At 68.8% G+C, this 18,567-nt stretch carries 9 protein-coding genes; 7 read left to right on the top strand and 2 right to left on the bottom strand.

Annotation, left to right across the window (positions count from 1 at the left end; all coding sequences use genetic code 11):
* Positions 1 to 255: 255 nt before the first annotated feature.
* The gene (locus H9658_RS01305; RefSeq protein ID WP_191824083.1) at positions 256 to 5,364 is read right to left on the bottom strand and encodes an NAD-glutamate dehydrogenase; all 5,109 of its coding nucleotides are present in this window, start codon (positions 5,362 to 5,364) and stop codon (positions 256 to 258) included.
* Positions 5,365 to 5,616: 252 nt separating this feature from the next.
* On the opposite strand from H9658_RS01305, the gene H9658_RS01300 reads away from it, so the two are divergent.
* The 3 genes from H9658_RS01300 to H9658_RS01290 are packed head-to-tail and all read left to right on the top strand — an operon-like array spanning position 5,617 to position 10,736.
* Positions 5,617 to 6,276 (top strand): TetR/AcrR family transcriptional regulator, encoded by a 660-nt coding sequence (locus H9658_RS01300; protein WP_185823849.1) that lies wholly within the window; start codon positions 5,617 to 5,619, stop codon positions 6,274 to 6,276.
* On the top strand, positions 6,273 to 7,550 hold the full coding sequence (locus tag H9658_RS01295) for an efflux RND transporter periplasmic adaptor subunit (RefSeq protein ID WP_191824082.1): 1,278 nt from the start codon (positions 6,273 to 6,275) through the stop codon (positions 7,548 to 7,550). Before H9658_RS01300 ends, H9658_RS01295 begins: the two co-directional genes overlap by 4 nt.
* Before the next feature lie 12 nt (positions 7,551 to 7,562).
* On the top strand, positions 7,563 to 10,736 hold the full coding sequence (locus H9658_RS01290; protein WP_191824081.1) for a multidrug efflux RND transporter permease subunit: 3,174 nt from the start codon (positions 7,563 to 7,565) through the stop codon (positions 10,734 to 10,736).
* A 176-nt stretch (positions 10,737 to 10,912) separates the two neighbouring features.
* On the opposite strand, the gene H9658_RS01285 is transcribed toward H9658_RS01290, so the two are convergent.
* Positions 10,913 to 12,094 carry an acyl-CoA dehydrogenase family protein gene (locus H9658_RS01285; protein WP_191824080.1) on the bottom strand — a complete coding sequence of 394 codons (1,182 nt, stop codon included), beginning with the start codon at positions 12,092 to 12,094 and terminating at the stop codon, positions 10,913 to 10,915.
* A gap of 93 nt (positions 12,095 to 12,187) precedes the next feature.
* Here H9658_RS01285 and H9658_RS01280 point away from each other — a divergent pair, with 93 nt between their 5' ends.
* The 4 genes from H9658_RS01280 (at position 12,188) to H9658_RS01265 (ending at position 18,147) form a co-directional block, all read left to right on the top strand.
* Positions 12,188 to 13,171, top strand: a complete 984-nt coding sequence (locus H9658_RS01280; protein WP_191824079.1) for an ArsR/SmtB family transcription factor — start codon at positions 12,188 to 12,190, stop codon at positions 13,169 to 13,171.
* Positions 13,168 to 14,292, top strand: a complete 1,125-nt coding sequence (locus H9658_RS01275) for a homocysteine S-methyltransferase family protein (RefSeq protein WP_191824078.1) — start codon at positions 13,168 to 13,170, stop codon at positions 14,290 to 14,292. The genes H9658_RS01280 and H9658_RS01275 overlap by 4 nt, the downstream gene beginning before the upstream one ends.
* Before the next feature lie 119 nt (positions 14,293 to 14,411).
* Complete coding sequence (gene metH, locus H9658_RS01270; protein ID WP_191824077.1) at positions 14,412 to 17,162, top strand: methionine synthase; 2,751 nt, start codon at positions 14,412 to 14,414, stop codon at positions 17,160 to 17,162.
* Positions 17,163 to 17,253: 91 nt separating this feature from the next.
* Positions 17,254 to 18,147, top strand: a complete 894-nt coding sequence (locus H9658_RS01265) for an NAD-dependent epimerase/dehydratase family protein (RefSeq protein WP_191824076.1) — start codon at positions 17,254 to 17,256, stop codon at positions 18,145 to 18,147.
* Positions 18,148 to 18,567: the final 420 nt, after the last annotated feature.

Below are 18,567 nucleotides of genomic sequence, written 5' to 3'. Positions count from 1 at the left end.
GGTCTCTGCCGGCGCGAAGCCGCGGAACGCGAAGCGGACGGTACGCGGGGAACCGGACTGGCCAGCGCCAGGACAAACGGCCCCACGCGCATGGCCATGGGCATCATGCGACGTGCGCCGGCATCGCGACAAGCGCGACGCCTGCGATCACGCCCCTTTCGTGAAAGAGGCATGGCGACGGCCGCAGCGACCGGGCCGCAGGGCCCGGCGCTGCCGACCTGCGCGTCAGGCCCGCGTCGCGGGCCCGCGCACGGGTCACACCCCGTGCGCCGCCAGCTGGCCCAGCCGCTGCACCGCCACCGACACGGTCGGGTAGTCCAGCGCCTTCTGCGCCGACAGCTCCTGCAGCATGTTCAAGGTGAAACGCAGGCTGCTGTCGTCGCGCTGCAGCCACTGCTGCACCTTGGCCTCGGCATTGCCGCCCGGCAACGCCAGGGCCTGCCCGGCCAACACGCTGTGGTGCTTGGCCAGTTCGTCGCGCAGCACGCCGCGGGCCACCGCATGCCAGCGGCCGTTGACCTCCAGCGCGTCGATCTGCTCGAACAGCCACGGCAGCTGCAAGGCCTCGCCGAGGCGGAAATGCACCTTCGACACCTCCACCGGCTTGAGCTTGCGGGTGCGCGCCATCTCGATGATGTCGAACGCCGGCTCCAGGAAGCGCAGTTCCGACAGCTGCTGCGCCAGTGCCGGCGGCAGGCCCTTGTCCTGCCATTCCTGCACCAGCGCCTCGTACAGCGGACGCTGCGAGTCCGACAGCACGCCGGAGGCGACGCGGATGTCGTTGAACGGCTCGTGGTAGCGCTCCACCGCCGCGGTGATGCCGGGCATCGGACCGGGACGGAACAACAGCCAGCGCACGAACGCGCGTTGCAGCTTCCAGATCACTTCCAGCGCATCGATCTGCACCGACTCGGGCACCTGCCCGTCCAGCGCGTCGATCTGCGTCCACAGCGCGCGCGCGTCCAACGTCTCGCGGCTGATCGTGTACGCCTTGGCCACCTCGCCGATGCTGCGCCCGGTGTCTTCCTGCATGCGCATCAGGAAGGTCGCGCCCATGCGGTTGATGGTGGTGTTGGTGACCGCGGTGGCGATGATCTCGCGCTTCAGCCGGTGCCGCTCCATCGCATCGGCGTACTTCTTCTGCAGCGGCTGCGGGAAGTAGCGCTGCAGCTCCTTGGACAGGTACGGGTCCTCGGGAATGTCCGATTCCAGCAGCTGCTGGAACGCGACCAGCTTGGAGTAGGACAGCAGCACCGCCAGCTCCGGCCGGGTCAGGCCCTGGCCGCGCGCCTTGCGCGCGGAAATCTCCGCGTCCGACGGCAGGTATTCGATCTGCCGGTCGAGCAGGCCCTGCGCTTCCAGGGTGCGGATGAAGTGCTGCTTGGAGCCCAGGCGCTTGACGCTCATCCGCTCCATCAGGCTCAGCGCCTGGTTCTGGCGGATGTTGTCCCACAGCACCAGCTCGGCGACCTCGTCGGTCATCGACGCCAGCAGCGTGTTGCGCGCCGCCACGGTCAGCTTCTTGGCCTGCACCACGTCGTTGAGCAGGATCTTGATGTTGACCTCGTGGTCGGAGGTGTCCACGCCGGCCGAGTTGTCGATGAAGTCGGTGTTGAGCAGCACCCCGACCTGCGCGGCCTCGATGCGGCCGAGCTGGGTCAGGCCCAGGTTGCCGCCTTCGCCGACGATCCTGCAGCGCAGCTCGCCGCCGTTGACGCGCAGGCCGTTGTTGGCGCGGTCGCCGACGTCGCCATGGGTCTCGCTGGCGGCCTTGACGTAGGTGCCGATGCCGCCGTTCCAGAACAGGTCCACCGGCGCCTTGAGGATCGCGTTCATCAGCTCGTTCGGCGAGAGCTGCTTGACGCCCGCTTCCAGGCCCAGCGCCTCGCGCACCGGCGCGCTGATCTCGATCGACTTCAGCGTGCGCGGATAGAGGCCGCCGCCGGCGCTGATCAGCTTGGCGTCGTAGTCGGCCCAGCTGGAGCGCGGCAGCTTGAACAGGCGCTCGCGCTCGGCGAACGAGGCCGCGGGGTCCGGATTCGGATCCAGGAAGATGTGGCGGTGGTCGAACGCGGCCAGCAGGCGGATGTGCCGCGACAGCAGCATGCCGTTGCCGAACACGTCGCCGGACATGTCGCCGATGCCGACCACGCTGAAGTCCTCGCTCTGGCAATCGCGGCCCAGCGCGCGGAAGTGGCGCTTGACCGACTCCCAGGCGCCGCGCGCGGTGATGCCCATGCCCTTGTGGTCGTAGCCGACCGAGCCGCCGGAGGCGAACGCGTCGCCCAGCCAGAAGCCGTGGTCGATCGCCAGCCCGTTGGCGATGTCGGAGAACGTGGCGGTGCCCTTGTCGGCGGCGACCACCAGGTACGGATCGTCCTGGTCGTGGCGCACCACCTGCGGCGGCGGCACGATCTTGCCGCCGACGATGTTGTCGGTGATGTCGAGCAGGCCCTGGATGAACAGCTTGTAGCAGGCGATGCCTTCGGCCAGCACCGCGTCGCGGTCGCCACCGGCGGGCGAGCGCTTGCAGAAGAAGCCGCCCTTGGCGCCGACCGGCACGATCACCGTGTTCTTGACCATCTGCGCCTTGACCAGGCCCAGCACCTCGGTGCGGAAATCCTCGCGCCGGTCGGACCAGCGCAGGCCGCCGCGCGCCACCGCGCCGAAGCGCAGGTGCACGCCTTCCACGCGCGGGCCGTACACGAAGATCTCGCGGTACGGGCGCGGCTTGGGCAGCTCCGGCACCTTGGCCGAATCGAGCTTGAAGCTGATGCAGTGGCCCAAGCCGCCGTCCTTGCCGGTCTGGTAGTAGCTGGTGCGCAGGGTCGCTTCGATCACGCCCTTGAAGCTGCGCAGGATGCGGTCCTCGTCGAGGCTGGCGACCTGGTCGAACAGCTTCAGCAGCGCGGCATTGGCCGCCTCCAGCTGCGCATCGCGGTCGCCGCGGCGCGCGTCGATCACCGGTTGCAGCGCCTTCAGCGCGCCTTCGTCGCCGGCCGCCAGCAGGTGCAGCTGCGCCGTCAGCGCGGCCTGGCCGTCGGCGATCTGCGCCTTGCTCTCGTTGCCGGTGGCCGGATCGAAACGCGCTTCGAACAGTTCCACCAGCAGCCGTGCCAGCAACGGATAGCGCGTGCAGGTCTCTTCGACGTAGGCCTGCGAGAACGGCACCCCGGTCTGCAGCAGGTATTTGCAGTAGCCGCGCAGGATCGCCACCTGGCGCCAGCCCAGGCCGGCGCCGACGATCAGGCGGTTGAAGCCGTCGTTCTCGGCATCGCCGCGCCAGATGCGCACGAACGCCTCGCACAGCGGCGCGTCGGCGCGTTCGACGTCGATGCTGCCGGCCAGCGGCTCCACTTCGAAGTCCTGGATGTACAGCAGCGTGCCGTCCACGGTCAGCCGGTACGGGCGTTCGGAGATCACCCGCAGGCCCAGGTTCTCCATCATCGGCAGCACGTCCGACAGCGGCAGGTCGTCGCGCTGGCGGTACAGCTTCAGGCGCAGGCTGTCGGCGCCGTCGCGGCGCAGCGACTGCAGGCTCAGGTGCAGGTCGTCGGGGCCGCGCAGCGCGGCCAGGCGCTCGACGTCGCGCGCGGCGATCTGCGCGGTCGATTCCTCGATGTAGCCGGCCGGCAGCGCGCGGCCGTAGTTGGCCGCCAGGCGCAGGCCGTCGCGCTCGCCGCGGCTGGCGACCAGCGCCTCGCGCAGGTCGTCCTGCCAGTTGCGCAGCAGGTGCGCCAGGCGCGCTTCCAGTTCGGTGGTATCGAATTCCAGCGCTTCGCCGGGCTTGGGCCGCACGATCAGGTGCAGCTGCGCCAGCGGCGATTCGCCCAGCACCACGCTGGAATCGATGTATTCGCCGTGCAGCGCGTCCTTCAGCAGGGCCTCGATGCGCAGGCGCACGTCGGTGTTGAAGCGCTCGCGCGGGATGTACACGAGTGCGGAAATGAAGCGGCCGTACTTGTCGCGGCGCAGGAACAGGCGGCTGCGCACCCGCTCCTGCAGGCCGAGGATGCCCATCGCGGTGCGGTACAGCTCCTCCTCGTTGGACTGGAACAGTTCCTCGCGCGGCAGCGTCTCCAGGATGTGGCGCAGCGCCTTGCCGCTATGGCTGCTCGGGGTCAGCCCGGACTTGCGCATCACGTAGTCGTGGCGCTCGCGCACCAGCGGGATCTCCCACGGCCGGCGGTTGTAGGCGCTGGACGTGAACAGGCCGAGGAAACGCTGCTCGGCGACGATGCGGCCCTTGGCGTCGAACTCCAGCACGCCGATGTAGTCCATGTAGCCGCTGCGGTGCACCCGCGAGCGCGCGTTGGTCTTGGTCAGGATCAGCGCTTCCTTGATCCCCGATTCGCTGAGGCCGTGCGCGGCCAGCGTGCGCACCGGCCGCGCCGGCGACTTGTCGTGGCCGCGCAGCAGGCCCAGGCCGCTGTCCTCCAGCGGCGCCAGCACGTCTTCGCCGCCCTGCTTCTCGACCCGGTATTCGCGGTAGCCGAAGAAGGTGAAATGGTCGGCCGCGGCCCAGCGCAGGAATTCCTGCGCCTCGCGCCGGCCCTTGTCGTCCACCGGCAGGCGCCGCGTGGTCAGGTCGTCGGCCAGGGTCAGCATCTTCTCGCGCATGCCGCTCCAGTCGCGCACGATGTTGCGCACCTCGCCGAGGATGCGCTGGATCGCCGCGTCCACCCGCGGCATGTCCTCCGGCGGCTGCCGGTCGATCTCCAGCAGCATCAGCGATTCCGGCTTGCCCTCGCCGACCGTCTCCAGCTTGCCGCCCTTGTCGCGGCTCATGCGCAGCACCGGGTGGCCGAGCACGTGCACGCCGATGCCCAGCTCCGACAGCGCCATGCTCACCGAATCCACCAGGAACGGCATGTCGTCGTTGACGATCTGCAGCACCGTGCGCGAGGACTCCCAGCCGTCTTCCTTCAGGCTCGGATTGAACACCCGCACGTTGAACGTGCCCGTCTTGCGCTTGCGCGCGAACTCCAGCATCGACGCCGCCAGCGCGGCCCATTCCTGCGCGCTGTGGTGGGGGAACTCGTCCTCCTCCATGCGCTTGTAGAACTCCTCGGCGAAGGCCTGCGCCTCGGCCTGGCGGCCGCCCGGGTAGCGCTGGCGCAGGGCCGCGTACACCGGCTCCAGGCTGAAGCCGCCGGCGGAAGCGGCCGGCACGGCGTCGATCACCCGCGAATTGGCGGTGGCGCGCGCCGCGCCGCGCTTGTTCGCGACCGGTGCGGCCTTGGCCTGCTTGGCCGACGGCTTGGCGGACGCCTTGGACGAGGGGGAAGCGGGCTTGGACGCGGACTTGCTGGAGGATCCGGCCGAGGACGTGCTGGAACGGGAAGCGTCTGATTTGGGTTTCATGACGGGGAGCAACAACGATGCTCGTTGGGAAAGCCAGAATTGTACCGGTGGCGCGTTCAACTACCTTGCTGCATGGCGCAAACCAGCGCCGGGAACGAAACGACGCGCCATATCGGGCAAAGTCGCGCGCGCCGCCGTCACGCCGTCATAACTTCGTGCAGTGGAGCGTCGCCGATGCCGGGACTTGTCGCGATCGGCGCGCCGATGTCAAGGCTGTTCCAATTCTAAACTGGACGGTATAGTCCACATTCAATGACCGCCTCCCCTGCCCCGTCCCGCCTGCCTCAGGCGCGCGATCAGCGCGTGTACGCCGCCGTGCGCGAACTGTTGGCCGAAGCCGGCATGCGCCTGAGCATGGATGCGGTGGCCGCCCGCGCCGGCTGCTCCAAGCAGACCCTGTACAGCCGCTACCGCAGCAAGCAGGACCTGCTGCAGCGGGTGATGCAGGACCATACCGAACTGAGCGCCACGCACCTGGGTCCGGCGCAGGGCGAACTGCGCGGCAGCCTGCTGCGCTTCGCCCGCGAGTACCTGGAGCAGCTGTCCGAGCCGAGCGTGCTGCAGAGCTGCCAGCTGATCGCGGCCGAATCGCGGCATTTCCCCGAGCAGGTCCGCGCGCTGTTCCGCGACAGCGCCGAGGCGCTGATGCAGCGCCTGAGCGAACGCCTGCAACTGGCGGTGGCCGCCGGCCAGCTGCGCCATGACGATCCGCACTTCATGGCCGAACTGCTGTTGAGCATGATCGTCGGGATGGATTTCGAGCGCCAACGCTTCCATACCGCCCATCGCAGCGACGCCGCCGCGCAGCGCGCCTGGGCCGAATTCGCCGTCGACGGTTTCCTGCGCGCGTTCGCCGCGCCCCCTGCCCCTTCCCTTTCGTTTTCGACACCAGACCGGAGTACCACCCGATGACCTCCCCGTTGCGTTCTCTCGCCCTGGCCTGCGCCGTCGTGGTGGTGTTGGCGTCCTGCAAGAAACAAGAAGAACAGCAGGCCATGCCGCCGCCGGAAGTGGGCGTGCTGGAAGCCAAGCCGCAGACGCTGCCGTTGCAGCGCGACATGGTCGGGCGCCTGTCCGCCTACCGCAGCGCCGACGTGCGCGCCCGCGTGGCCGGGGTGCTGGAAAAGCGCCTGTACACCGAAGGCACCGACGTGAAGGAAGGCCAGCCGCTGTTCCAGATCGATCCGGCGCCGCTGCGCGCCTCGCTGGCGTCGGCGCAGGGCCAGCTGGCCGCGGCCGAGGCCACCTACGCCAACGCCAAGGTCGCCGCCACCCGCGCGCGCAGCCTGGCGCCGCAGGCCTACGTGTCCAAGTCCGACCTGGACACCGCCGAGGCCACCGAACGCACCTCGGCCGCATCGGTGCAGCAGGCGCGCGCCGCGGTGGACACCGCACGCATCAACCTGGGCTACGCCACCGTCACCGCGCCGATCGCCGGCCGCGCCGGCAAGCAGCAGGTCACCGAAGGCGCGCTGGTCGGCCAGGGCGACACCACCCTGCTGACCACGATCGACCAGCTCGACCCGCTGTACGTGAACTTCTCGATGAGTTCGGACGAACTGGCGCAGCTGCGCCAGGCGCAGACCCAGGGCAACGTGGCGCTGAACGACGAGGGCAAGTCGACCGTGCAGGTCAAGCTCGGCGACGGCAGCGTCTATGCGCAGTCCGGCACGCTGGACTTCTCCGATACCGCGGTCGACCCGAGCACCGGCTCGGTGACCCTGCGCGCCCTGCTGCCCAATCCGGACCGGGTGCTGCTGCCCGGCGCGTTCGTCAGCTTCGCCGCCAACCTGGGCCAGCGCAACAACGCTTACCTGATCCCGCAGGAAGCGATCCAGCGCGACGCCAAGGGCGCCTACGCGCTGGTGGTCGGCAAGGACGGCAAGGTGCTGCGCAAGGACGTGGTCACGGTCGGCCAGCAGGAAGGCAAGTGGATCGTCGGTTCCGGCCTGGCCACCGGCGACCAGGTCATCGTCTCCGGCCTGCAGAAGGCCAAGGAAGGCGCGCCGGCCAAGGCCACGCCGTGGACCCCGGGCGCTCCGGGCCAGGCCCCGGGCGGCGCCGCGCCGCAGGGCCAGGCGCCCGCCGGCGCCGCGCCGCAGGACAAGGCCGCCGGCCAACCGCAGGGCGCAGCGAGCGGCGACACGCCGGCCGCCGCGGCCGATTCCAAGCCCGAGCAGCAGTAACGGACCCCCGCCATGCCTAAGTTCTTCATCGAACACCCGGTCTTCGCCTGGGTGGTGGCGATCCTGATCTCGCTCAGCGGCGTGATCGCCATCCTCAACCTCGGCGTCGAATCCTATCCCTCGATCGCGCCGCCGCAGGTCACCGTCACCGCGACCTACCCCGGCGCCAGCGCCGACACCACCGAGCGCTCGGTCACCCAGGTGATCGAGCAGCAGCTGACCGGCATCGATCACCTGCTGTACTTCAGCTCCTCGTCCTCCTCCAGCGGTACCGCCACCGTCACCCTGACCTTCGAGACCGGCACCAATGCCGACATCGCCCAGGTGCAGGTGCAGAACAAGGTGTCGCTGGCGACGCCGCGCCTGCCCTCGGAAGTGACCGCGCAGGGCGTAGTGGTGGCCAAGGCCAACGCCGGCTTCCTCAGCGTGATCGCGCTGCGCTCGGAAAACCCGTCGATCGACCGCAGCGCGCTCAACGACATCGTCGGCTCGCGCGTGCTGGAGCAGATCTCGCGCGTGCCCGGCGTCGGCAGCACCCAGCAGTTCGGCGCCGAATACGCGATGGACATCTGGCTGAACCCGGAAAAGCTGCAGGGCTATCACCTGTCGCCGAGCCAGGTGTACAACGCGATCAGCGCGCAGAACGTGCAGTTCGCCGCCGGCTCGATCGGCTCCGATCCGGCCCCGTCCGGGCAGTCGTTCACCGCCACGGTCACCGCCGAAGGCCGCTTCAGCTCGCCCGAGCAGTTCGAGAACATCATCCTGCGCGCGGACAGCAACGGCAGCGTGGTGCGGCTGAAGGACGTGGCGCGGGTCGCGTTCGGCCCGACCAGCTTCGGCTTCGACACCCAGTACAACGGCAAGCCGACCGGCGCGTTCGCGATCCAGCTGCTGCCCGGCGCCAATGCGCTGAGCGTGTCCGAGGCGGTCAAGGCCAAGATGGACGAGCTGCAGCCGAGCTTCCCGCAGGGCGTGAGCTGGTTCACCCCGTACGAAAGCACCACCTTCGTGCGGATCTCGATCGAGGAAGTGGTCAAGACCCTGGCCGAGGCGATCGTGCTGGTGTTCCTGGTGATGCTGGTGTTCCTGCAGAACTTCCGCGCCACCATCATCCCCACCCTGGTGATCCCGGTGGCGCTGCTGGGCACCTTCCTGGGCATGTGGGTGATCGGCTTCACCATCAACCAGCTGACCCTGTTCGCGATGGTGCTGGCGATCGGCATCGTGGTCGACGACGCGATCGTGGTGATCGAGAACGTCGAACGCATCATGTCCGAAGAGCACCTGGCGCCGAAGGCGGCCACGCAGAAGGCGATGACCCAGATCACCGGCGCGGTGGTGGCGATCACCGTGGTGCTGGCGGCGGTGTTCATCCCCTCGGCGATGCAGCCCGGCGCGGCCGGCGCGATCTACAAGCAGTTCGCGATCACCATCGCCATGGCGATGGGGTTCTCGGCGTTCCTGGCGCTGAGCTTCACCCCGGCGCTGTGCGCGGCGTTCCTGAAGGCCACCCACAACGAGAACCCGAACTGGGTGTACCGCAACTTCAACAAGTACTACGACAAGCTGGCGCACCGCTACGTCGCCGCGGTCGGCGGCACCATCCGCCGCGCGCCGCGCTGGATGGCGGTGTTCGCGTTGCTGGTGGTGCTGTGCGGCTTCCTGTTCACGCGCATGCCCGGCAGCTTCCTGCCCGAGGAAGACCAGGGCTTCGCGCTGGCGATCGTGCAGTTGCCGCCGGGCGCCACGGTCGGCCGCACCAACGAGGTGTTCGCGCAGATGCGCGGCGTGCTGCAGCAGCAGAAGGCCGTGGAAGGCATGCTGCAGGTGGCCGGCTTCAGCTTCCTGGGCCGCGGCGAGAACGTCGGCATGGGCTTCATCCGGCTCAAGCCGTGGGCCGACCGCGACGTCACCGCCACCGACCTGATCCAGCAGTTGAACGGGATGTTCTACGGCATCAAGGGCGCGCAGATCTTCGTGGTCAACCTGCCCACGGTGAACGGGCTGGGCCAGTTCGGCGGCTTCGACATGTGGCTGCAGGACCGCACCGGCGCCGGCGAGGAAGCGCTGACCCAGGCGCGCAACATCCTGCTCGGCAAGGCCGCCGCGCGCCAGGACGCGCTGGCCGGGGTACGCCCCAACGGCCTGGAGAACGCGCCGCAGCTGCAGTTGAGCGTGGACCGCGTGCAGGCGCAGTCGATGGGCCTGTCGGTCAGCGACATCTACCAGTCGATCCAGATGATGCTGGCGCCGGTGTACGTCAACGACTTCTTCTACGAAGGCCGCATCAAGCGCGTCAACATGCAGGCCGACGCGCCGTTCCGCACCGGTCCGGAGTCGCTGCGCAACTTCTACGTGCCCAGCAGCAGCGCCACCGACAGCGACGGCCTGCCGCAGATGATCCCGCTGAGCACGGTGGTGAAGTCGAACTGGATCTACAGCTCGCCGTCGCTGAGCCGCTACAACGGCTATTCGGCGGTCAACGTGGTCGGCAACCCGGCCCCGGGCGGCAGTTCCGGCCAGGCGATGAGCGCGATGGAGGAGATCGTCAACAACGACCTGCCGCCGGGCTTCGGCTTCGACTGGAGCGGCATGTCGTACCAGGAGATCATCGCCGGCAACAGCGCCACGCTGCTGCTGGTGCTGTCGATCGTGGTGGTGTTCCTGTGCCTGGCGGCGCTGTACGAGAGCTGGTCGATCCCGGTCTCGGTACTGCTGGTGGTGCCGATCGGCGTGCTCGGCGCGATCACCTTCTCGCTGCTGCGCGGCCTGCCGAACGACATCTACTTCAAGATCGGCATGATCACGGTGATCGGCCTGGCGGCGAAGAACGCGATCCTGATCGTGGAGTTCGCGGTGGAGCAGCGCGCGGCGGGCAAGACCCTGCGCGAAGCGGCCACGGAGGCGGCGCACCTGCGCTTCCGTCCGATCCTGATGACCTCGTTCGCGTTCATCCTCGGCGTGCTGCCGATGGCGATCTCCAGCGGCGCCGGCGCCAACGCGCGCCACTCGATCGGCACCGGCGTGATCGGCGGCATGGTGTTCGCCACCTTGCTCGGCGTGCTGTTCATCCCGCTGTTCTTCGTGGTGGTGCGGCGCATGCTCGGCGACAAGCTGGACGAGCCGTCGAAGGAGTACGTGGCGATCCAGCAGGAAGGGCAGAACCGGAACCAGCCGGATCGGTGAGGGGCCGGGATTGGGGATTGGGGAGTCGGGATTCGTCAGGAATCCCGGGTCCTTGAGAGCCTCAGGTTCCTGCAAACAAAAAAAGCGGCCTTATCGGCCGCTTTTTTTTTGCCGGTTCCGGCACTGCCTGCCGCAGCGCCGGTCCGATTCCCCATTCCCGACTCCCTATTCCCAGCTCAACGCAATCCGGTCTCGTTGCGGGCGATCACCAAGCGCTGGATTTCAGAGGTGCCTTCGTAGATCTCGGTGATCTTGGCGTCGCGGAAATAGCGCTCCAGCGGCATTTCCTTCGAGTAGCCCATGCCGCCATGGATCTGCACCGCCTGGTGGGTGATCCACATCGCCGCTTCGGACGCGGTCAGCTTGGCCACCGAGGCTTCGGTGGTGAAGCGCTGGCCCTGCCCCTTCACCCATGCCGCGCGCAGCGTCAGCAGCAGCGACGCGTCGAGCTTGCACTTCATGTCGGCGATCTTGGCCTGGGTCATCTGGAACGCGCCGATCGGCGAGCCGAACGCCTTGCGCTCCTTCACGTAGTCCAGGGTGGCCTGGTAGGCGGCGCGGGCGATGCCGATCGCCTGCGAGGCGATGCCGATGCGGCCGGCGTCGAGCACGCTCATCGCGATCTTGAAGCCCTCGCCCGGCGCACCCAGGACCTCGTCCGGGCTCGCCACGTAGTCCTGGAACTCGATCTCGCAGGTGGCCGAGGCGCGGATGCCGAGCTTGGGCTCGGTCTTGCCGCGGTGGAAGCCGGGCTTGTCGGTGTCGATCACGAACGCGGTGATGCCGCGCGAGCCCTGCTCCGGGTCGGTGACCGCGAACAGCACGATGTACTTGGCGACCGGGCCGGAGGTGATCCAGCTCTTCTTGCCGTTGATCACGAAGCTGCCGTCGTCCTGGCGCACCGCACGGCAACGCATCGCGGTGGCGTCGGAGCCGGACTGCGGCTCGGTCAGCGCGAACGCGCCGATGTGGCTGCCGTCGGCGATCGCGCGCACGTACTTCTGCTTCTGCGCCTCGTTGCCGTTCTTGAGGATGCCGGCGCAGAACAGCGAGTTGTTGACCGACACGATGGTGGAATGGGCGGCGTCGCCGGCGGCGATCTCGACCATCGCCAGCACGTAGGCGATCGGGTCCATGCCGGCGCCGCCGTATTCCTCCGGCACCTCGATGCCCATCAGGCCGTTCTCGCCGAGCAGGCGGATGTTCTCCAGCGGGAACTCGCCGGTGCGGTCGTGATGCTCGGCGCTCGGGGCGATCCGTTCCTGGGCGATGCGTCGCGCCACGTCCTGGATCATCAATTGCTCTTCAGTAAAGCTGAAATCCACGTAGAACCCCTCCCGGGCTGTCTGGTGCGCCATTGTAGCCACCCAGACCATACGCAGGCGTGTGCACGACTTGACCCGATGCGTCCGCGGGACCAGAATATCTCTATATCGCGATAGGAAGATATTATGGATCTGGAGGACTGGTCGACCCGGCTGAAGGTGTTCGCCGATGCGACCCGGGTGCGCCTGCTGGCCTTGCTGGAGCAGGAAGAGCTGACCGTGGCCGAGCTGTCGGCGATCACCCGGCTGGCGCAACCGCGCGTGTCCACCCACCTGGCCAAGCTGAAGGAGGCCGGGCTGGTGCGCGACCGCCGCGCCGGCGTGTCGGCCTACTACCGCTTCGACGAGGCGCAGCTGGACCCGGCGCAGCGCGCGCTGTGGCTGGCGCTGAGCACCGGCAGCGACGATCCGCTGCTGCGCCAGGACGCCGAGCGCGTGGCCGCGGTGCTGGCCAACCGCGCCGCCGACCAGAACTGGGCCGACTCGGTGGCCGGCGACATGGAGCGCCACTACTCGCCCGGGCGCACCTGGGAAGCGCTGGCGCGCACCGCGTTGCCGCTGCTGGAAACCGGCGACGTGCTCGACATCGCCTCCGGCGACGGCGTGCTGGCCGAACTGGTGGCCCCGCATGCGCGCCGCTACGTGTGCATCGACACCAGCGCACGGGTGGTGGCCGCGGCCAGCGAACGCCTGCGCCGGCTCGGCAACGTGGAAGTGCGCGAAGGCGACATGCACGCGCTGCCGTTCGCCGACGCCAGCTTCGACCTGGTGGTGATGATGCACGCGCTGACCTACGCGGCCAAGCCGGCGCAGGCGGTGGCCGAATCGGCGCGGGTGCTGCGCCCCGGCGGGCGCCTGCTGCTGTGCAGCCTCGCCCGCCACGAACACAAGGCCGCGGTGCAGGCCTACGGCCACGTCAACCTGGGCTTCGCCTCCAAGGAACTGCGCAAGTTCGTCGACAAGGCAGGGCTGGACGTGTCCAGCCTGGAAACCGTGACCCGCGAGAAGCGGCCGCCGCATTTCGAGGTGATTTCGTTGATTGCGGTGAAGCCGGGATTCGGGAATGGGGATTCGGCAATCGCAAAGGCAAAGGCAGGAGCAGGCGCGTGAGCATCTCTGACGTTTCTTCCCAATCCCAGGTCCCCTGGCTGCATCCGCAGCGCACGCAGACGCTGCTGCAGGCGCTGTCCGAACGCATCCTGATCATCGACGGTGCGATGGGCACCATGATCCAGCGCCACGACCTGCAGGAAGCCGACTACCGCGGCGAGCGCTTCGCCGCCGGCTACGACGGCGCGCACGTGCACGGACCCGGCTGCGACCACGCGCCGCAGGGCCACGACCTGAAGGGCAACAACGACCTGTTGCTGCTGTCGCGGCCGGAAGTGATCGCCGGCATCCATCGCGCCTACCTCGACGCCGGCGCCGACCTGCTGGAAACCAACACCTTCAACGCCACCTCGATCAGCCAGGCCGACTACCACCTGGAACATCTGGTCTACGAATTGAACAAGGCCGGCGCGCAGGTCGCGCGCGCGTGCTGCGACGCGGTCGAGGCGCTCACCCCGGACAAGCCGCGCTTCGTCATCGGCGTGCTCGGCCCGACCAGCCGCACCGCCTCGATCAGCCCCGACGTCAACGATCCCGGCTTCCGCAACACCAGCTTCGACGAACTGCGCGGCACCTACCGCGAAGCGGTCGAGGGCCTGATCGACGGCGGCGCCGACACGCTGATGGTGGAAACCATCTTCGACACGCTCAACGCCAAGGCGGCGCTGTACGCGATCGAGGAAGTGTTCGACGCGCGCGGCGGGCGGCTGCCGGTGATGATCTCCGGCACCATCACCGATGCCTCCGGGCGCACCCTGTCTGGGCAGACCGCCGAGGCGTTCTACGCCTCGGTCGCGCACGGCCGGCCGCTGTCGGTGGGATTGAACTGCGCGCTCGGCGCCAGCGACCTGCGCCCGCACGTGGAGACGCTGGCGCGGATCGCCGACGGCTACGTCAGCGCGCATCCCAACGCCGGCCTGCCCAACGCCTTCGGCGAGTACGACGAGACCCCGGAGGAAATGGCGGCGACGCTGAAGGAGTTTGCCGAATCCGGCCTGCTGAACCTGGTCGGAGGCTGCTGCGGCACCACCCCGGCGCATATCCAGGCGATCGCCGAGGCGATGCGCGGGCTGCGTCCGCGCACGCCGCTGGCGGCGCAGGCCCAGGCACAGGCCGCCTGAGATGCGCGCGCGTCCGCTATCGCTTCACGCATTCGCAGTGCACGCGCGCCGTCCGGTGTGCGCTGCGCCCGTCGGTCGCGCGCGCGCGGCCGCGGCAACGATCCCGAAAGGCTGAGCCCATGTCCGTCCGCATTACCCGCCTGTCCGGCCTGGAGCCGCTGCTGCTGACCCCGGACCTGCTGTTCGTCAACGTCGGCGAGCGCACCAACGTCACCGGCAGCGCGCAGTTCCGCAAGCTGGTCAAGGAAGAACGCTACGAGGAGGCGGTGGAGGTGGCGCGCCAGCAGGTCGCCAGCGGCGCGCAGATCCTCGACGTCAACATGGACGAGGGCCTGATCGATTCGGAGAAGGCGATGACCCGCTTTCTCAACCTGATCATGTCCGAGCCGGACATCGCGCGCATCCCGATCATGGTCGACTCCTCCAAGTGGAGCGTGATCGAGGCCGGGCTGAAGTGCCTGCAGGGCAAGAGCGTGGTCAACTCGATCTCGCTGAAGGAAGGCGAGGCGGTGTTCGTCGAGCACGCGCGCAAGGTGCTGCGCTACGGCGCCGCCGCGGTGGTGATGGCGTTCGACGAGCAGGGCCAGGCCGACACCTGCGCGCGCAAGGTCGAGATCTGCAGCCGCGCCTACCGGATCCTGACCGAGCAGGTCGGCTTCCCGCCGGAAGACATCATCTTCGACCCGAACATCTTCGCCGTGGCCACCGGCATCGAGGAACACGACAACTACGCGGTGGACTTCATCGAGGCCACCCGCATCATCCGCAAGACCCTGCCGCATTGCCACGTGTCCGGCGGCGTGTCCAACGTGTCGTTCTCGTTCCGCGGCAACGAGACCGTGCGCCAGGCGATCCATTCGGTGTTCCTGTACCACGCGATCGCCGCGGGCATGGACATGGGCATCGTCAACGCCGGCGGCATGCCGATCTACGACGACCTCGACCCGGACCTGCGCGAACGGGTGGAGGACGTGATCCTCAACCGCCGCCGCGACGGCACCGAGCGCCTGCTGGAGATCGCCGAGCGCTACAAGGGCAAGAAGGGCCAGAGCAGCGTCGAGGACCTGAGCTGGCGCGAGAAGCCGGTGCGCGCGCGGCTGGCGCACGCGCTGGTGCACGGCGTGGACGCCTACGTGGAATTCGATACCGAGGAAGCGCGGCAACAGTCCACGCGCCCGCTGGACGTGATCGAAGGCCCGCTGATGGACGGCATGAATGTGGTCGGCGACCTGTTCGGCGCCGGCAAGATGTTCCTGCCGCAGGTGGTCAAGTCGGCGCGGGTGATGAAGAAGGCGGTGGCCTACCTGCTGCCGTACATCGAGGCGGAAAAGCTGCGCACCGGCGACACCGGCAAGTCCAACGGCAAGATCATCATGGCCACGGTCAAGGGCGACGTGCACGACATCGGCAAGAACATCGTCGGCGTGGTCCTGGCCTGCAACAATTTCGACGTGATCGACCTGGGGGTGATGGTGCCGACCCAGACCATCCTCGACCGCGCGCGCGCCGAGAACGCCGACATCATCGGCCTGTCCGGGCTGATCACCCCGTCGCTGGAGGAGATGAGCCACGTCGCCCGCGAGATGCAGCGGCAGGGCTTCTCGATGCCGTTGCTGATCGGCGGCGCCACCACCTCGCGTGCGCACACCGCGCTGAAGATCGACCCGCATTACGGCGCGCCGACGGTGTGGGTCAAGGACGCCTCGCGCGCGGTCGGCGTGGCCCAGTCGCTGATCTCCAAGGACCTGCGCGCCGCGTTCGTCGCCGCCAACGACGCCGACTACGCCGAGATCCGCCAGCGCCACAAGAACCGTGGCGACGCCAAGCGCCTGGTGTCGCTGGAAAAGGCGCGCGCGCAGCGCTTCGACGGCGGCTGGGACGCCTACACGCCGCCGGTGCCGAAGCAGCCGGGCCTGCACGTGTTCGACGACTATCCGCTGCCCGAGCTGATCGACCTGATCGACTGGACCCCGTTCTTCCAGGCCTGGGAACTGGCCGGCAAGTTCCCGGCGATCCTCAGCGACGCGGTCGTCGGCAGCCAGGCCAGCGAGCTGTACCGCGACGCGCGCGCGATGCTCAAGCGCATCGTCGCCGAGAAGTGGCTGACCGCCAAGGCGGTGTTCGGGCTGTGGCCGGCGAATAGCGTGGGCGACGATGTGGAGGTGATCCTGGAGGATCACCGGGATTCGGGAGTCGGGATTGGAGATTCGCAACAGCCCGCCCAATCCCCAATCCCCAATCCCCAATCCCGGCTTCTCCTGCATTTCCTGCGCCAACAAGTCGACAAGCCGGTCGAACGGCCCGATTTCTGCCTGGCCGATTTCATCGCGCCCAAGGACAGCGGCAAGCAGGACTGGATCGGGGCGTTCGCGGTCACCGCCGGCATCGGCATCGAGCCGCACGTGGCGCGGTTCGAGGCCGCGCACGACGACTACAACGCGATCCTGCTCAAGGCGCTGGCCGATCGCCTGGCCGAGGCCTTGGCCGAGCGCCTGCACCAGCGCGTACGCCGCGAATTCTGGGGCTATGTCGCCGACGAGGCGCTGGACAACGAGGCGCTGATCGCCGAGAAGTACCGCGGCATCCGCCCTGCCCCCGGCTATCCGGCCTGTCCCGAGCACAGCGAGAAGAAGACCCTGTTCGCGCTGCTCGACGCCGAACGCAACGCCGGCATGGCGCTGACCGAAAGCTTCGCGATGCTGCCGACCGCGGCGGTGTCCGGCTATTACTTCAGCCATCCGCAGAGCCAGTATTTCGTGGTCGGGCGTCTGACCAAGGAACAGGTCGCCGACTACGCGCGGCGCAAGGGCGTGCCGCTGCTGCAGGCCGAGCGCTGGCTGGCCTCGAACCTGGACTACGATCCGGAGTGAGCCGTGACGGACCCGCCGCCGGTCGCCGCCCACGTGCAGTCGCCGCAACGCACTCCCTGAGCAAAGCCTCCAAGCCATCGGAACTGTCCCCATGAAGGTCGTGGTCACCGGCAGCAGCGGCCGCATCGGCCGCGCGATCCACATCCGCCTGTCGCGGCAGCACCGCGTCGACGGCTTCGACAGCGCGCCCTCCTCCACCGCCGCCTGGGTCGGCGACCTGGCCGACAGCGCGCTGCTGGCGCGTGCGATGCGGGGCGCGGACGCGGTGGTGCACACCGCGGCGCTGCACGCACCGCATGTGCCGCACGTCGGCGCAGCCAGGTTCCGCCAGGTCAACGTCGATGGCACCCGCCGCGTGCTCGATGCGGCGAGCGCGGCCGGCGTCGGCCGCATCGTCTTCACCAGCACCACCGCGCTGTACGGCAGCGCCGCCAGCCCCGTCGACACGGCCGCCTGGGTCGACGAAGAACTGGCGCCGCAGCCGCAGACCATCTATCACCACACCAAGCTGGAGGCCGAAGCGCTGCTGCGCGAGGCGGCCGCCCAAGGCGGGCCGAGCGTGCGCATCCTGCGCATGTCGCGCTGCTTCCCCGAACCGGCCAATCTGATGGCGGTGTTCCGCCTGCACCGCGGCATCGACGCGCGCGACGTCGCCGATGCGCACGCGGCGGCACTGGCCCATGCCGGCCCGGTCGCAGCGACCTTCGTCGTCTCCGGCGCCACGCCGTTCCTGCGCGAGGATTGCCAGGCGCTGCACCTCGACCCGCAGGCGCTGCTGCGGCAGCGCGCGCCGTTGCTGGTCGACGCGTTCCGGCGCCGCGGCTGGCCGCTGCCGACGCGGATCGACCGCGTCTACTCGGCACAGCAGGCGCTGCAGGCGCTGGACTGGCGACCGCGTTACGGCTTCGAAGAGGTGCTGGCGCACTACGACCAGCACGTCCCGGAGGTCCTGCCACCCGGCGACGGCGAGCCCGCACGCGAGTGAGCGCGCGCCGGCATCGGCGTAGCCTCATGCACCCAACTGCGCGAGACGCTGCGCGCCGTACCCTCACCCCAACCCCTCCCCCGACGGGAGAGGGGCTTACGGCTATTCCCATCGCCCCTCGGGACCATGGCCCCCTTTTCGGGGGAAGGTGCCCCGCAGGGGCAGATGAAGGTACGGGCGCAGCCTCCTGCACCCAACTCCGCGAGTCGCTGCGCGCCGGACTCTCACCCCAACCCCTCTCCCGGGGGGAGAGGGGCTTACGGCTACTCCCTTCTCCCTTCGGGAGAAGGTGCCCCGGAGGGGCGGATGAGGGGACGGGCGCAGCCTCCTGCACCCAACTCCACGAGTCGCTGCGCGCCGGACTCTCACCCCAACCCCTCTCCCGGGGGGAGAGGGGCTTACGGCTACTCCCTTCTCCCT

It is taken from the genome of Xanthomonas bonasiae, assembly GCF_014836395.1.
GTDB classification, from domain to species: Bacteria; Pseudomonadota; Gammaproteobacteria; order Xanthomonadales; family Xanthomonadaceae; genus Xanthomonas_A; species Xanthomonas_A bonasiae.
This window is presented reverse-complemented; position numbering and strand designations above follow the sequence as displayed.

What these genes read in the sequence shown, in the direction of transcription:
- H9658_RS01295 (WP_191824082.1), top strand. Translation starts at nt 6,273, where the DNA reads ATGACCTCCCCGTTGCGTTCTCTCGCCCTGGCCTGCGCCGTCGTGGTG.
- H9658_RS01305 (WP_191824083.1), bottom strand. Translation starts at nt 5,364, where the DNA reads ATGAAACCCAAATCAGACGCTTCCCGTTCCAGCACGTCCTCGGCCGGA.
- H9658_RS01285 (WP_191824080.1), bottom strand. Translation starts at nt 12,094, where the DNA reads ATGGCGCACCAGACAGCCCGGGAGGGGTTCTACGTGGATTTCAGCTTT.
- H9658_RS01265 (WP_191824076.1), top strand. Translation starts at nt 17,254, where the DNA reads ATGAAGGTCGTGGTCACCGGCAGCAGCGGCCGCATCGGCCGCGCGATC.
- H9658_RS01300 (WP_185823849.1), top strand. Translation starts at nt 5,617, where the DNA reads ATGACCGCCTCCCCTGCCCCGTCCCGCCTGCCTCAGGCGCGCGATCAG.
- metH (WP_191824077.1), top strand. Translation starts at nt 14,412, where the DNA reads ATGTCCGTCCGCATTACCCGCCTGTCCGGCCTGGAGCCGCTGCTGCTG.
- H9658_RS01290 (WP_191824081.1), top strand. Translation starts at nt 7,563, where the DNA reads ATGCCTAAGTTCTTCATCGAACACCCGGTCTTCGCCTGGGTGGTGGCG.
- H9658_RS01280 (WP_191824079.1), top strand. Translation starts at nt 12,188, where the DNA reads ATGGATCTGGAGGACTGGTCGACCCGGCTGAAGGTGTTCGCCGATGCG.